The organism is Corynebacterium halotolerans YIM 70093 = DSM 44683 (assembly GCF_000341345.1).
Classification (GTDB): domain Bacteria; phylum Actinomycetota; class Actinomycetes; order Mycobacteriales; family Mycobacteriaceae; genus Corynebacterium; species Corynebacterium halotolerans.
The window spans coordinates 2,484,671-2,497,942 of the sequence record NC_020302.1; the positions used below are offsets into that span (position 1 = coordinate 2,484,671).

Sequence of the window (13,272 nt, forward strand, 5' to 3'; positions counted from 1 at the left end):
ACTCGACGCCGACGGGCCCCTGGCGCTACCGCCGGTCGGCCAGCTCCACCCGCGGGCGCACGGCGATCCCGGTGATCTGGGCGGAGTCGTCGGCGTCGACGACCAGGCGGATGGCCCGGGCGACCTCGGCGGGGGCGATGTAGTGCTCGGGCGTGTACTCCTGCCCCGCCTCGTCGTGCAGGGCCCGCAGCATCCCGGTGTCGGTCGGGCCCGGCGCGACCGTCGTCACGCGCACGCCGTTGTTCGCCTCCCCCTTGCGCAGGCCGTCGGCGAGCGCGTGCAGCGCGTGCTTCGTGGCGGCGTAGACGATGTTGCCGGGGTAGGCGCCGCGCCCGGCCCCGGAGTTGAGGAAGACCACCGTGCCGTCGGCCTCGCGCAGGGCGGGCAGCAGCAGCCGGGTCAGCTCCGCGGGGACGACGACGTTGAGGTCGTACTGGCCGCGCCAGTCCCCGGCCCGGGCGCTGTCCACGCTGTGGCGCCGGGCGATGGCGGCGGCGTGCACGAGAACGTCGACGCGTGTGAGCCCGAGCAGGCGCCGGACGGCGGAGGAGGCGGTGTCGTCGTCCAGCAGGTCGCCGACCAGGTCGGCGCCGACGGGGGTGACCTTCTCGAGGGCCCCCAGTTCGGCGAGGGCCTCGTGGTTGCGCCCGAGCGCGTAGACGTGGTGGTCGCGGGCCAGGTCGGCGACGATCTCCCGGCCCATGCCGCCAGTGGCCCCGGTGACGATGGCGATGCGTTCAGTCATGCCCCTCGACTCTAGCCCGCCGGTCCCGGCCACCGCCCGGGTGGTGCGATGGCGCCGTGTCCGGCCGTCCTGCTAGTTTCCGGGTCATGGCCGTCATCCACCTCCACCGCTATCTCCGCGGGCGACGGGTCGACCCGGATCCCGCGGTCCTGGGATCGTTCCTCGGGCACTACCGTCTGCGGGTCCGGCAGGCCGGCGACGGAGCGGGTGGTGTCCTGATGGTCAATGAGGACGAGCCGCTGAGCCTGGGCGGGCGGCCCCTCCCGTTCCGGCTGGACCTGGCCGGCACCGGGGGCGCCGGGGGCACCGGGGGCACCGATCCCGGTACCGCGACGGGCGGGTGTCTCCTCGCCGCCGAGTTGTCGCCGCAGGAGGCGTCCTTCCTGTTCAAACTGTGCCATATCACGGGTCTGCTCGCCGAGCGGGTGGACACCGCCCCCGCCTTCGTGGCCATCGAGAGCGTGCACCGGACCGAGGACCTGCCCGCCGCCGAGGGGACGGCGGTGACGTGGGTGTCCACGCCCGCCAGGTTCCGGCATGCGGTGGCCGGACTGGCCGGGCCCGCCGGGCCGGGGTGCCCGGCCGGACTAGGGTGAACTGATCGGCCCAGGCATGAAGGAGGTCCCCGTGCTCGCTTTACCCCTCGGTGTGCTCATCGGTCTGGTGATGCCGCTGCAGACCAGCGCGAATTCGCGCCTGCGACTGTCGGTGGGCTCGCCGTTCCTGGCGTCGTTCATCTCGTTTCTGGTGGGCACCCTCACGCTGCTGGTGGCCACGCTGCTGGTCGATGGTGGCCTGCCCGACCTGGGGCTCGCCGCCGGCCAACCGGGCTGGTTGTGGGCGGGCGGTTTCCTCGGCGTCGTCGTGCTGACCGGCAATATCTTCCTGTTCCCGCGGCTGGGCAGCGTGCAGACCGTGGTTCTGCCCATCACGGGGCAGGTGTTGATGGGCCTGCTCATCGACCACTTCGGGTGGTTCCATTCCCCACAGGCCCCGTTGTCCGCCACGCGCGTGGCCGGTGCGGTCCTGCTGGTCGTCGGCGTACTCGGGGCGATCGGGCTGCTCGACACCCTGGTGCGCCGCCGCACCGTCGCCCCGGTGCTGGACGGGGGCCGTGGTGAGGGGGCGGGCCTGTGGCTGTGGCGGGCCGCGGGCGTGGTCTTCGGCATGTGCGGCGCCACCCAGACGGCCGTCAACGGCCGGCTCGGGGTGGTGATCGACTCCGCGGTGGCCGCCGCGCTGGTCTCCTTCACCGTCGGGGTGACCACCCTGTTGTTGATCGTCCTGGCCACGCGGACGCCGTGGCGGCTCAGGCGCCTCGACGGTCGCCCGAACCCGTGGTGGATGTGGATCGGCGGTTTCCTCGGCGCCGCGTTCGTCTTCGGCAACGCCTTCCTCGCCCCGATCATCGGCACCGGGCTGACGGTGATGGTCATCCTGCTCGGCCTGATGGGCGGCAGCCTCATCATCGACCACTTCGGGCTGCTGGGCGCCCGACGCAAGCCGACGACCGCGCTGCAGGCACTCGGCCTGCTGCTCATGGTGGCGGGGGTGGCGCTCATCCGCCTGGTTTAGCCCACGCCGGTCAGTAGGGCCCGCCCAGGACGAAGTCCGTGTCGTCGAACTCGTCGTCGACGTCGTCCCGGTCGAGGTCATCCACGTGGGGACTGTCCCGGCCGACGTGCCACTTCCAGACCACCGGCACGGTCACCACGTCGTCGAGCGGTTCCGCCGGCTCGAGCCCGGCGGCGCGGAGGGCGTCGACGAGCGCGCGGCCGATCATCTCATCGGCCTCGCCCAGGCCGGTGAACTGGATGCTCAGGTCGCGCCGCTCATACGGGTCGAGGTTCCCCCACTCGTCGACCCAGATCAGCACGCCGCCGGGGTACTCGTCGGTGAGTTCGAGGTCGGTGAAGTCCACGAACACGCCGGCGACGATGCCCCGCTCCGCCAGGGACTCGAAGGCCTCGATCACCCGGTCAGCGTCGGTGTGCTCGTCCGCCCAGGCTTCGGCGGTTGTCTCGCAGTGCCGCCAGATCTGTTCGGCGACCGGGCCCGCGACGGCCGCGGAATCCGTGACGCCGGCGGGCAGGAGGCCCTCGTCCCCGAGGGCCTCGGCGAGCAGTTCCCCGGCGTCGGCCGGGAAGACGATGTCGCCGCAGAGAATGCGCCGGGCGAGCTCATCGAACACCCGGTGGTCGGCGTGCTCGCCGAGCCAGCCGGCCAGGTCGTCGTCGAGGGTGCTGTCGGGGGTGTGGAACGGGTGCGGGGAGGTGGCCATGGCTCGTCCCTTCGTCGGGGCGGGGGTCGGGTGCCCCTCAGCGTAATCCCGGTGTGCGGCCGCGGCAGGACAAACGAACCCCCGGCGACGGCCAGCTGGGCGTCACCGGGGGTTTTCCGTGGACCCGGGTCAGTTGATCGCGTCCAGGGCGGTCTCGACGTCGGCGAGCAGGTCCTCGACGTCCTCGATGCCGACGGAGATACGCACCAGGTCGCGCGGCACCTCGAGCTGGGAGCCGTTGACGGACTGGTGGGTCATGCTGGCCGGGTGCTCGACCAGGGATTCCACGCCACCGAGGGACTCCGCCAGACAGATCAGCCGGGTGTTCAGGCAGAACTGGCGGGCGGCCTCCTCGCCACCGGCGAAGCGCACGGAGATCATGGCGCCGAAGCGGTCCATCTGCTTCTTGGCCACCTCGTGGCCCGGGTGGGAGGCCAGGCCCGGGTACAGGACCTGGGAGACCTCGGGGCGGGAGTCGAGGAATTCGGCGATGCGCTCCGCGTTGTCGCAGTGGCGCTCCATGCGCACCGACAGGGTCTTGATGCCGCGGGCGGTCAGGTAGGCGTCGAAGACGCTCGGGATGGGGCCCACGCCGCCCTGGTAGAAGGCCAGCTGCTCGTCGAAGTCGGCGTCGTCGGTGACGACCACGCCGCCGACGACGTCGGAGTGTCCGCCCAGGTACTTGGTGGTGGAGTGCAGGCTCACGTCCGCGCCGAGGGCCAGCGGGCGCTGCAGGTAGGGGGAGGCGAAGGTGTTGTCGACGACGAGCTTGGCCGATCCCTTGATCCCGGCGACGGCAGCGATGTCGGTGACCGACAGGTTCGGGTTGGTCGGGGTCTCCAGCCAGATCACCTTCGTCCTGTCGGTGATGGCCTCGCGCACGGCGTCGACGTCGGTGGTGTCCACGACCGAGTACTCCACGCCCCACTCCGCGAAGACGGAGTCGATGAGCCGGTAGGTGCCGCCGTAGGCGTCGTGGCCGAAGATCAGGTGGTCGCCCGGGCGCAGGAGGATGCGCAGGACGATGTCGGTGGCGGCCATGCCGGAGGAGAACGCCTTGCCGAACTTCCCGCCCTCCAGGGCGGCGACGGTGCGCTCCAGGGCGGTGATCGTCGGATTGGCCACCCGGGTGTACTCGTAGCCGCCGCGCAGCTCGTTCAGTCCGTCCTGCGCGAAGGTCGTGGACGCGTAGATCGGGGTGTTGATCGGGCCGTACAGGCTGTCCGGCTCATAGCCGGCGTGAATCGAGGCCGTGGAAAAGCCCTGGTTATCGGCGGCGGTCATCGTGAAATCGTGCTCCTGAAATGGTGCTGGTGGGGTGATCAGTCGCCATGATAGACCAAGCTGTCCATTCTTGGCGAACCCCTCGCCCACCCCCGCGGTCTCAGGCGTGGGCGAACCAGCGCCCGGCGACCTCCCCCAGCCGGACCGGCAGCCCGTAGAGGCGGGAGAGGTTCGCCGCTGTGAGCACCTGCCCCACCGGGCCGGCGGCCAGCACCTTCCCGTCCGCGATCATCGCCACATCGCTGGTCGACGCCGCGATCTCCTCCACGTGGTGGGTGACCAGCACCGTCGTCAGCTCCGGACGACGTGCCCGCAGGTCGTCGACCACCCGGAGGAGGCGCTCGCGCCCGGGCAGGTCGAGACCGGTCGACGGCTCGTCGAGCAGCAGCAGCTCGGGCTCGGTGACCAGGGCGCGGGCGATGAGCGTGCGGGCCCGCTCGCCCTGACTCAGCTGCGTCCAGCGCCGCTCCCGCTTGGCCGCCATGCCCGTCAGCGCGAGCAGCCGCCCGACCCGCTCGAGCTCCGCGGAACTCGGCTCCCACCGCGGAAGCAGCCCGTTCGATCCCGTCAGCCCGGAGAGCACCGCCTCGTGGACCGGGATGTCACCCAACCGTTGGCGCGGATCCACCCAGCCGATGCCCCGGCGCAGGGACTGCACGTCCACCCGGCCGAGCCGGTGGCCGAGAATGTCGACGGTACCGGCCGTGGGGTGGAGCCAGCCGCCGGCCAGCTTGAGCATCGTGGACTTCCCCGCCCCGTTGGGGCCCAGCACCGCCCAGTGGGAACCCCGCGGGATATCCAGACACAGATCCTCCACGAGCATGGTGGCGCCCCGGCGGACGGCGACGTCCCGGAACCTCAATGCGGCAGACATGGTGTACAGCCTATCCTCAGCTGCCGGTGAGCCTCTTCAAGAATCGCGTACTACCCTCGGCGGTGATGATCACAGCACAAGACTCCAATACGGAAGACAGCGTCGGTCAGACCGTCGATGCGGTCAACACCTGGTGGGACAACCCCGCCACGCGCGAGTGGCTGATCGACAAACCCATCGAGATCGGCATCACGCTCATCGTGGCGCTGATCGCCCACTGGGGACTGCGCAAACTCATCGACCGCCTCGCCCGGCGCTCCGCCAACAAGAAGGCCAAACTGCCGGCCTTCGCCCCCTTCGGGCGCCGCAGTCGTGAAGAGGAGGAGGCCTCCGCGCAGATGTCCGCCATGCGCAAGGCGCAGGAGGGCCGTCGGCAGGCACGCGTGCACACCCTCGCGGACGTCGGCAAGTCCGCCGTCGGAATCTTCGTCTGGTTGTGGGCGTTCCTGGCGATCCTGCAGACCCTCGGCGTCAACATCGCCCCGCTGCTCGCCTCCGCCGGTGTCGCCGGCGTCGCCCTCGGTTTCGGCGCGCAGTCCCTGGTCAAGGACTTCCTCTCCGGTATCTTCATGCTCCTGGAGGACCAGTACGGCGTGGGCGACACCGTCGACGTCGGCGACGGCATCATCGGCGATGTCGAGGAGGTCACCCTGCGCGTGACCACGATCCGCGACATCGACGGCACCCTGTGGTACGTCCGCAACGGCGAGATCCTGCGGATCGGCAACTACTCGGATGAGTTCTCCATCGCCCGCATCCAGGTGCCCGTCGGCCTGTCCAACGACGCCGAGAAGGCCGCCGACGTCATCCTCTCCTCGGCGCAGAAGACGGTCCAGGACGAGGCGGTCTCCGACGCCGTCATCGATGAACCGGTGCTCAACGGCGTGACCGACTTCGACGTCGACCACCTCAGCTTCCGCGTGTCCGTCAAGACCCTGCCCGGCCAGCAGTGGGCCGTGCAGCGCCTGATCATGGCCCGCGTCCTCCAGGACATGCAGGCCGCGGGCATCACCACCCCGTACCCGCACGGCATCGGCGCGCAACGCCCCGGGGACTTCGACATCTAGGCGGATCCCGGGGCCTTAGAGTGGAGGGCATGACTACCCCGGAGAACCCGCAGTCCGTGTACGAGGCCGTCGGCGGCGAGGAGACCTTCGCCCGCATCGTCCGCGGCTTCTACGCACAGGTCCCCGAGGACGACATCCTCGGCCCGATGTACCCGCAGGACGACTGGGAGGGCGCCGAGCAGCGCCTCAAGTGGTTCCTCGCCCAGTACTGGGGCGGACCCCAGACCTTCAATGAACGCCGCGGCGCCCCCATGCTGCGCCGCCGCCACATCGAATTCCCCGTCAACCGGGAGGCGGCGCTGCGGTGGCTGGAGCTGATGCGCAACTCCCTCGATCAGATCGACGAGGAGACGATCCCGCCGACCTACCGCCACGCCATCTGGGAGCACATGGAGCGCGCCGCGGCCATGCTCATCAACCAGCCGGACTGATCACCTCGCACACCGTCGACGGCGGCCCCCAACCGGGGCCGCCGTCGGTGTGTCCGCGCCGGTTTTTCAGCGACCGAAGGCCTCGGCGACAGGCCTGCTGACCAGCGTCCCGCCGCGGGTCATCAGACCCGGTTCGAGTCCCGGGTGCCGGTCGATCGCGGCGTCCACCCCGGCACGGGCGATGGCGCGCACATACGGCAGGGTCGCGCTGGTCAGGGCACGGGTGGAGGTGTTGGCGACCGCGCCCGGCATATTCGGCACGCCGTAGAACAGGGTGCCGTGGACCGGGTGGGTCGGGGCGTCGTGGGAGGTCTTGCGTGAGGACTCGAAGCAGCCGCCCTGATCGACGGCCACGTCGACGAGCACCGCGCCCGGCCTCATGCGGGCCACCAGGGAATCGGGCACCAGCGTCGGGGTCCTGGCGCCCGCCACCAGGACGGCGCCGATGACCAGGTCGGCGTCGAGCAGCTGCGCCTCGATCGTCAGCGGATCCGACAGCAGGGTGCGCACGTGCCCCTGGTAGAGGTCGTCGAAGCGGGCGAGGACCTGCGGGTCCAGGTCGAGCACCGTGACGTCGGCGCGCAGCCCGTGCGCCATGGCCACCGCCGAGGCGCCGACCTGGCCGCCGCCGAGCACCACGACCTTCGCGGGGGCGGTGCCGGGCACCCCCGACAGCAGCACGCCGCGCCCGCCCTTGGGGCTCATCAGGTGGTGTGCGCCCTCCTGGACGGCCAGGCGGCCGGCAACCTGGCTCATGGGGGTCAGCAGCGGCAGCCCGCCGCGCGAATCCGTGACCGTCTCGTAGGCCAGCGCCGTGGTCTTCGAGTCCAGCAGCGCGTCGGTGACCTCCCGGGAGGCGGCCAGGTGCAGGTAGGCGAACAGGATGAGGTCCTCGCGCAGGAAGCCGTACTCGGATTCCAGCGGCTCCTTGACCTTGAGCACCAACTCGGCGTCGTTCCAGGCCTCCGCGGCCGTGTCAACGAGCCGTGCGCCGTGGGCGGCGTACTCGCCGTCGGGGAAGTTGGAGTTCTCCCCCGCCCCGCGCTCGACGATGACCTCGTTCCCGTCGGCCACCAAGGTGCCGGCTCCGCCCGGACTGAGGGCCACGCGGCCCTCGCTGTTCATGACTTCCTTCGGGATACCGATGCGCATGTGAGAAAGACCTCCTGGACCTGAGGAACTGTGACCTGGATTCCATTGATTCTCTCACAGTGGTTCCGCCCGGACTGCGGTTCGGGTTGACGCACTCTAACATCCCGCATGTGAACGAGAACAACAACCGGCTCGGCGAGGTCATCCGCTCCTTCGGTGTGCTCGGGGTGTCCGCCTTCGGCGGACCCACGGCCCACCTCGGCTACTTCCGGGAGGAGTTCGTCGCCCGGCGCAGGTGGCTGTCGGAGCGCTCCTACGCCGATATCGTCGCCGTCGCCCAGTTCCTCCCCGGCCCCGCGTCCTCCCAGGTGGGCATGGCGCTCGGCTACCACCGGGCCGGCTGGGCCGGCATGCTGGTCGCCTGGGTGATGTTCACGCTGCCGTCCGCGGCCGCACTCGTGGTCTTCGCCCTGCTGCTCGGGCACTTCGGCGTCGATCCGGAGGCCGGGTGGATCCGGGGACTGCTCGCCGCGGCGGTGGCCGTCGTCCTCCACGCCGTGTCCGGAATGGCGAGGAAGCTGGCGGACACGAGACTCACGGCGACGATCGCGGTGGCCGCCGGGCTGGTGGTGCTCGCGGTCCCCTCGACCTGGACCCACATCGCCGTCATCCTCGCCGCCGGGGTGCTCGGCGTGCTGCTGCTCCGCGGCTCCCGGGAAACCGACGGCGGCGGGGAGGACGACGACCCTGAACAGCTCGACGAGATCCGGCCGGTGAGCACCCGTGCCGCCGGGGTCAGTCTCGTGGCCTTCTTCGTCCTGTTGATCGGCCTGTGGGCCGGCGCGGCCGTGGTCGGCGGCTGGTTCCTGACCCGGGCGTCGGCGTTCTACCAGACGGGCGCGCTCGTCTTCGGCGGTGGGCACGTCGTCCTGCCGCTGCTGGAGCAGCAGACCGTGGCCGAGGGCTGGATGTCGGAGGCCGAGTTCCTCTCCGGCTACTCCGCCGCCCAGGCTGTGCCCGGCCCGCTGTTCACCTTCGCCTCCTACCTCGGCTCGATCGACGGCGGGCCCGGGGTCGCCGGCGCCGTCGGGGGTGCGGTACTCGGCACCATCGCGATCTTCCTGCCGTCGGCGCTGCTGATGACCGCCGGCCTCCACTTCTGGGGCCGCTGGCGCCACTCCCCCTACCTGCGCGCGGCATTCACCGGTGTCAACGCCGCGGTCGTCGGGCTGCTGGCCGCCGCCTTCTGGGATCCGGTCCTCACCCACGGGGTGACCGGTGTCGCCTCCCTGTCGATCGCCGCGCTGTGCTGGCTCGGGCTGGCGCGGTGGGCGTTGCCGCCCTGGTCGGTCGCGGCCTTCGCCGCCCTCGCCGGGTGGGTCCTGTGGTAGACGCCCCGGTCAGTCATGGGGGTGCGCCGGCTCAATTGCCCCGGACCGGGCGCGCGACGATACCGGAACGTTCCTCGGGCGCCGTCGCGTCCGCCGTGGCCTGCGGAACGATCCTGGCGCCGGACCGCACCCGCGTGAGCACGGCCACGAGCAGGACGACGGCCGCGGCGACGGCGGCCGTCCACACCAGCACCTGGGACTCGTACTGCCCCTCGGTGCGGCCGACGGCCACCCACGCCAGACCCCAGGCGGTGGCCAGGCCGGGGGCGATGCGCCCCCGGCTGATCAACGCGGTGGCCACCCCGATGCCGGCGGCGACGACGATACCGACGACGCCGAGGGGGATGCCCCGGAACAGCTCGATACCCTCGGCGACCAGCAGGGCGTAGGTGTTGGCCAGCGTGGCCACGGACACCCAGCCCATGTACAGCCCGAAGGTGCCGTCAACGAGCAGGACCTCGAGCCAGCCACCCGTGCGCGGGGCGCCCAGGATGAACATGATGCGGATCAGCACGGCCAGCAGCAGCACGATCACCACGACCGAGCCGATCAGCAGGTCAAACTGCACCGCCCAGATCCAGGCGGCGTTGAGCAGCGCAGACAACAGCGCCCAGGGCCGCAGCGCCCGCTGCCGGGACGAGCGGCGCGCCGTCGGCGTCAGCTGCCACAGCGCGTAGGCGGCCAGGCCGAGATAGATCACGCTCCAGATACTGAACGCGGAACCCGCGGGCGCCACCGGGGTGGCGTCCGCGGACAGCGCGCCACCGGCGGCCTCACTGACGGGGGTCCCGCCGAGCGCTCCGCTGCCGAAGAACGCGGTGACGATCGCGGCGGCGACACCGACGAGGGTGATGATGGGCAGAGTCCACTTGACCGGTCGGATTGTTTCCTGACTCATGACGGTCACCTCCTGCGGCCCAGCCTAGGGACAGGGTGAGACGGCCGCCACGCTTCCCGGAGCGGCCGTCCCAGCTTCGCGGTGAGGGGACGGTCAGAAGAGCGCGAGCCCGCTGGAGCGGTACACGCTGCCGAAGGGGGCGTCGATCCGCACCCAGCGCCCCACCGTGGACACCCGCAGGTGCCGCGGGATGTCGATGGGGGCCGCGAAGCCCGGGATGAGGCCCAGCGACGTGCAGGTGAAGATCATGCGCATCGGGATCTCCGCCGTGCCGCCGGCTTCCCCGCCCTCCCCGGTCACGGTGATGACCGACTGGTTGAGCAGGCTCGCCGGCGGACCCAGCGGACCGGAGAACTGGCGCGCCAGGGCCTGACCCTGGTCGGCGAGTTCGCGCACGACCGTCACGGGCAGGGTGTCCAACAGTCGGAACCCCTCCGCCGGAGGCAGGGCGCCGGGCCAGTTCGGATCCCGGGCCGGGCCGATCTCCTCGACGTCGTGCTCCAGAGCCGTGAGCAGATCCGACGCGGCGACGACCGCCCCGTCGCGGGAGGCTGCTCCCCGGATGCGGCGGGCGGCGACCACCTCGAAGGGGGTGGTGACGAAGACGTCGACCGAGTCCTCGGTGAGCTGCCTGAACCGCGCCGAGGCGGAGGCGTCCAGACCGACCGCCCGGGCGACGAGCGCCTGCAGCCCGGGAGCGCCGGCGTCGACGCGCAGCGACTCGGCGATCACTGCTCGGACTCGGCAGCTTCGATCCCCTCGGCCTCCGGCGCGCGGGAGAGAATCCTGATCTCCTGCTGGGTGATGGAACGCGGACGGGAGGTGTCCATGTCGATGGTCACCTGCACGCACTCGACCACGCAGGCCACGCGGCCCTGACGGTCCTTGATCTCCTGACGGGTGGTGAAGGAGGTGTTGCCGATCTCCACGACCTGGGTCTCCACCCGCACCTCAGTGGTGTCGGGCATGACCGGACGCAGGAAATCGACGTCGATGTGGCGGACGAACACGGCGAAGTCGTGGCCCTTGGCGTAGAACTCGTCGTTCGCGAACTGCAGTCGCGCCTCCTGCGCGAGCTCCACGTAATTGGCGTTCATCAGGTGACCGTAGCGGTCGAAGTCGGACCAACGGACCGGCACGGCGGACACGTGGAGGGCAGGATTGTTATCGGAAAACATGTGGCTGGGACGTTCCTCTTCCGGGGTGGTACTAAAATGTGCCCCGCCCCGGGCGCACATGGGGCGAGGTTTCTGCGTCCAATCTATACGTAATCAGGCCACCGGGCAGGGAGGCCTCCACCGAGTTTCGCCACCACGCCCCCGGGAACGGCATCTCCGGTGCCCCCGCGTGCGACTGGGGGGACGTTCTCCCCGGCACCTGCCGCGGGGAATCCGTTCCCGGCCACGGCCCCACCCAACGGCAACAGCCCGCCTCCCCCGGCCGGGGTGGCGGGCTGTCACTGCAGGGAGACCGGCCGGTCAGGCGACTAGCGGGTCAGCTTGCGGTGGGTGACGCGCGACGGGCGGGCGGCGTCCTCGCCGAGGCGCTCGACCTTGTTCTTCTCGTAGTCACCGAAGTTGCCCTCGAACCAGTACCACTGGCCCTCGGCCACATTGCCCTCCCAGGCGAGGATGTGGGTACAGGTGCGGTCCAGGAACCAACGGTCGTGGGAGATGACCACGGCGCAGCCCGGGAACTTGGTCAGGGCGTTCTCCAGGGAACCGAGGGTCTCGACGTCCAGGTCGTTGGTCGGCTCATCCAGCAGGATCAGGTTGCCGCCCTGCTTGAGGGTCAGCGCCAGGTTGAGACGGTTGCGCTCACCACCGGAGAGCACCTTGGACGGCTTCTGCTGGTCCGGGCCCTTGAAACCGAAGGAGGAGATGTAGGCGCGCGAGGGGATCTCGTTCTGGCCGACGTGGATGTAGTCGAGGCCGTCGGAGACGATCTCCCACACGGTCTTCTCGGGGTCCAGGTTCTCCCGGTTCTGGTCGACATAGCTGATCTGGACGGTGCTGCCGACCTCCACGGTGCCGGAATCCGGCTCCTCCAGGCCGACGATCGTCTTGAACAGGGTCGACTTGCCCACGCCGTTCGGGCCGATGACGCCGACGATGCCGTTGCGCGGCAGGGTGAACGACAGGTCCTTGATCAGGATGCGGTCGTCGAAGCCCTTCTCCAGGTCCTCGACCTCGACGACCTTGTTGCCCAGGCGCGGCGGCGTGGGGATCTGGATCTCCTCGAAGTCCAGCTTGCGGTACTTCTCGGCCTCGGCGGCCATCTCCTCGTAGCGCTCCAGACGGGCCTTGTTCTTGGCCTGGCGGGCCTTCGGGGAGGACTTGACCCACGCCAGCTCGTCCTTCAGCCGCTTCTGCAGCTTCTGGTCCTTCTTGCCCGCGACCTGGAGGCGCTCGGCCTTCTTCTCCAGGTAGGTGGAGTAGTTGCCCTCGTAGGGGTAGAGCTTGCCGCGGTCGACCTCACAGATCCACTCCGCGACGTTGTCGAGGAAGTAACGGTCGTGGGTGACGGCCAGGACAGCGCCCGGGTAGTTCTCCAGGTGCTTCTCCAGCCACTGGACGCTCTCGGCGTCGAGGTGGTTGGTGGGCTCATCGAGCAGCAGCAGGTCCGGCTCGGAGAGCAGCAGCTTGGCCAGCGCGACGCGGCGGCGCTCACCACCGGAGAGGTGGGTGACCGGGGCTTCCGACGGCGGGCAGCGCAGTGCCTCCATGGCCTGCTCGATCTTGGAGTCGACCTCCCAGGCGTCGGCGGCGTCGAGGGCCTCCTGGAGCTTGCCCATCTCGTCCATGAGCTCGTCGGTGTAGTTGGTCGCCATCTCCTCGGCGATCTCCTCGAAGCGCTGTTTCTTCTCGAAGATCTCGCCGAGGCCCTCCTCGACGTTCTGGCGGACGGTCTTCTCCTCGTTCAGCGGCGGCTCCTGCAGCAGGATGCCGACGGTGGCGCCCGGGTCGAGGAAGGCTTCGCCGTTGGACGGCTGATCCAGGCCGGCCATGATCTTGAGGATCGACGACTTGCCGGCGCCGTTCGGGCCGACCACGCCGATCTTGGCACCCGGGTAGAAGGCCATGGTGACGTTGTCGAGAATGACCTTGTCACCGATGGCCTTGCGCACGTTCTTCATCGTGTAGATGAATTCGCCCATGATTCCCCTTTGTTGTGGAACGTTAAGTCACCCCAAAGGGTACATCACCGGT

Annotated in this window: 14 protein-coding genes; 5 read left to right on the forward strand and 9 right to left on the reverse strand. The window is 70.1% G+C overall.

The genetic code is table 11. From position 1 onward, the window contains the following. Positions 1–25: 25 nt before the first annotated feature. The gene (locus A605_RS11420) at positions 26–745 is read right to left on the reverse strand and encodes an SDR family oxidoreductase (protein ID WP_015401671.1); all 720 of its coding nucleotides are present in this window, start codon (positions 743–745) and stop codon (positions 26–28) included. An 86-nt stretch (positions 746–831) separates the two neighbouring features. Here A605_RS11420 and A605_RS11425 point away from each other — a divergent pair, with 86 nt between their 5' ends. Together A605_RS11425 and A605_RS11430 are read left to right on the forward strand one after the other, a co-directional pair. After that, the gene (locus tag A605_RS11425; protein WP_015401672.1) at positions 832–1,341 is read left to right on the forward strand and encodes a hypothetical protein; all 510 of its coding nucleotides are present in this window, start codon (positions 832–834) and stop codon (positions 1,339–1,341) included. 31 nt (positions 1,342–1,372) lie between these two features. Then, positions 1,373–2,320 carry a DMT family transporter gene (locus tag A605_RS11430; RefSeq protein WP_027004264.1) on the forward strand — a complete coding sequence of 316 codons (948 nt, stop codon included), beginning with the start codon at positions 1,373–1,375 and terminating at the stop codon, positions 2,318–2,320. A gap of 10 nt (positions 2,321–2,330) precedes the next feature. Here the strand turns inward: A605_RS11430 and A605_RS11435 are convergent, their stop codons facing one another. The 3 genes from A605_RS11435 to A605_RS11445 all read right to left on the reverse strand — a co-directional run bounded on the left by A605_RS11435 (position 2,331) and on the right by A605_RS11445 (position 5,184). Further along, positions 2,331–3,026 carry a hypothetical protein gene (locus A605_RS11435; RefSeq protein ID WP_015401674.1) on the reverse strand — a complete coding sequence of 232 codons (696 nt, stop codon included), beginning with the start codon at positions 3,024–3,026 and terminating at the stop codon, positions 2,331–2,333. A gap of 129 nt (positions 3,027–3,155) precedes the next feature. Beyond that, positions 3,156–4,310 (reverse strand): cystathionine gamma-synthase, encoded by a 1,155-nt coding sequence (locus A605_RS11440; RefSeq protein ID WP_015401675.1) that lies wholly within the window; start codon positions 4,308–4,310, stop codon positions 3,156–3,158. Between the two features lie 100 nt (positions 4,311–4,410). Continuing rightward, the gene (locus A605_RS11445) at positions 4,411–5,184 is read right to left on the reverse strand and encodes an ABC transporter ATP-binding protein (RefSeq protein ID WP_015401676.1); all 774 of its coding nucleotides are present in this window, start codon (positions 5,182–5,184) and stop codon (positions 4,411–4,413) included. 65 nt (positions 5,185–5,249) lie between these two features. Between A605_RS11445 and A605_RS11450 the strand changes: the two genes are divergently transcribed. After that, the gene (locus tag A605_RS11450; RefSeq protein WP_015401677.1) at positions 5,250–6,251 is read left to right on the forward strand and encodes a mechanosensitive ion channel family protein; all 1,002 of its coding nucleotides are present in this window, start codon (positions 5,250–5,252) and stop codon (positions 6,249–6,251) included. Positions 6,252–6,280: 29 nt separating this feature from the next. Continuing rightward, positions 6,281–6,682, forward strand: coding sequence for a globin (locus A605_RS11455; RefSeq protein ID WP_015401678.1), 402 nt, complete (start codon positions 6,281–6,283; stop codon positions 6,680–6,682). Positions 6,683–6,748: 66 nt separating this feature from the next. Here the strand turns inward: A605_RS11455 and ald are convergent, their stop codons facing one another. After that, entirely contained in the window at positions 6,749–7,834 is a 1,086-nt protein-coding gene (gene ald / locus A605_RS11460) for an alanine dehydrogenase (protein ID WP_015401679.1), read from the reverse strand. Between the two features lie 110 nt (positions 7,835–7,944). On the opposite strand from ald, the gene chrA reads away from it, so the two are divergent. Next, positions 7,945–9,165 carry a chromate efflux transporter gene (gene chrA / locus A605_RS11465; protein ID WP_015401680.1) on the forward strand — a complete coding sequence of 407 codons (1,221 nt, stop codon included), beginning with the start codon at positions 7,945–7,947 and terminating at the stop codon, positions 9,163–9,165. Positions 9,166–9,196: 31 nt separating this feature from the next. Here chrA and A605_RS11470 read toward each other — a convergent pair whose 3' ends face one another. From A605_RS11470 to ettA, 4 genes are all read right to left on the reverse strand, one after another. Then, on the reverse strand, positions 9,197–10,063 hold the full coding sequence (locus A605_RS11470) for a tryptophan-rich sensory protein (RefSeq protein WP_015401681.1): 867 nt from the start codon (positions 10,061–10,063) through the stop codon (positions 9,197–9,199). 93 nt (positions 10,064–10,156) lie between these two features. Next, entirely contained in the window at positions 10,157–10,795 is a 639-nt protein-coding gene (locus A605_RS11475) for a DUF8185 domain-containing protein (RefSeq protein WP_015401682.1), read from the reverse strand. Then, positions 10,792–11,241 (reverse strand): acyl-CoA thioesterase, encoded by a 450-nt coding sequence (locus A605_RS11480; protein ID WP_015401683.1) that lies wholly within the window; start codon positions 11,239–11,241, stop codon positions 10,792–10,794. The genes A605_RS11475 and A605_RS11480 overlap by 4 nt, the downstream gene beginning before the upstream one ends. Positions 11,242–11,549: 308 nt before the next feature. Then, positions 11,550–13,220: an energy-dependent translational throttle protein EttA gene (gene ettA / locus A605_RS11485; protein ID WP_015401684.1), complete on the reverse strand. Its 1,671-nt coding sequence runs from the start codon at positions 13,218–13,220 to the stop codon at positions 11,550–11,552. Between the last annotated feature and the right edge of the window lie 52 nt (positions 13,221–13,272).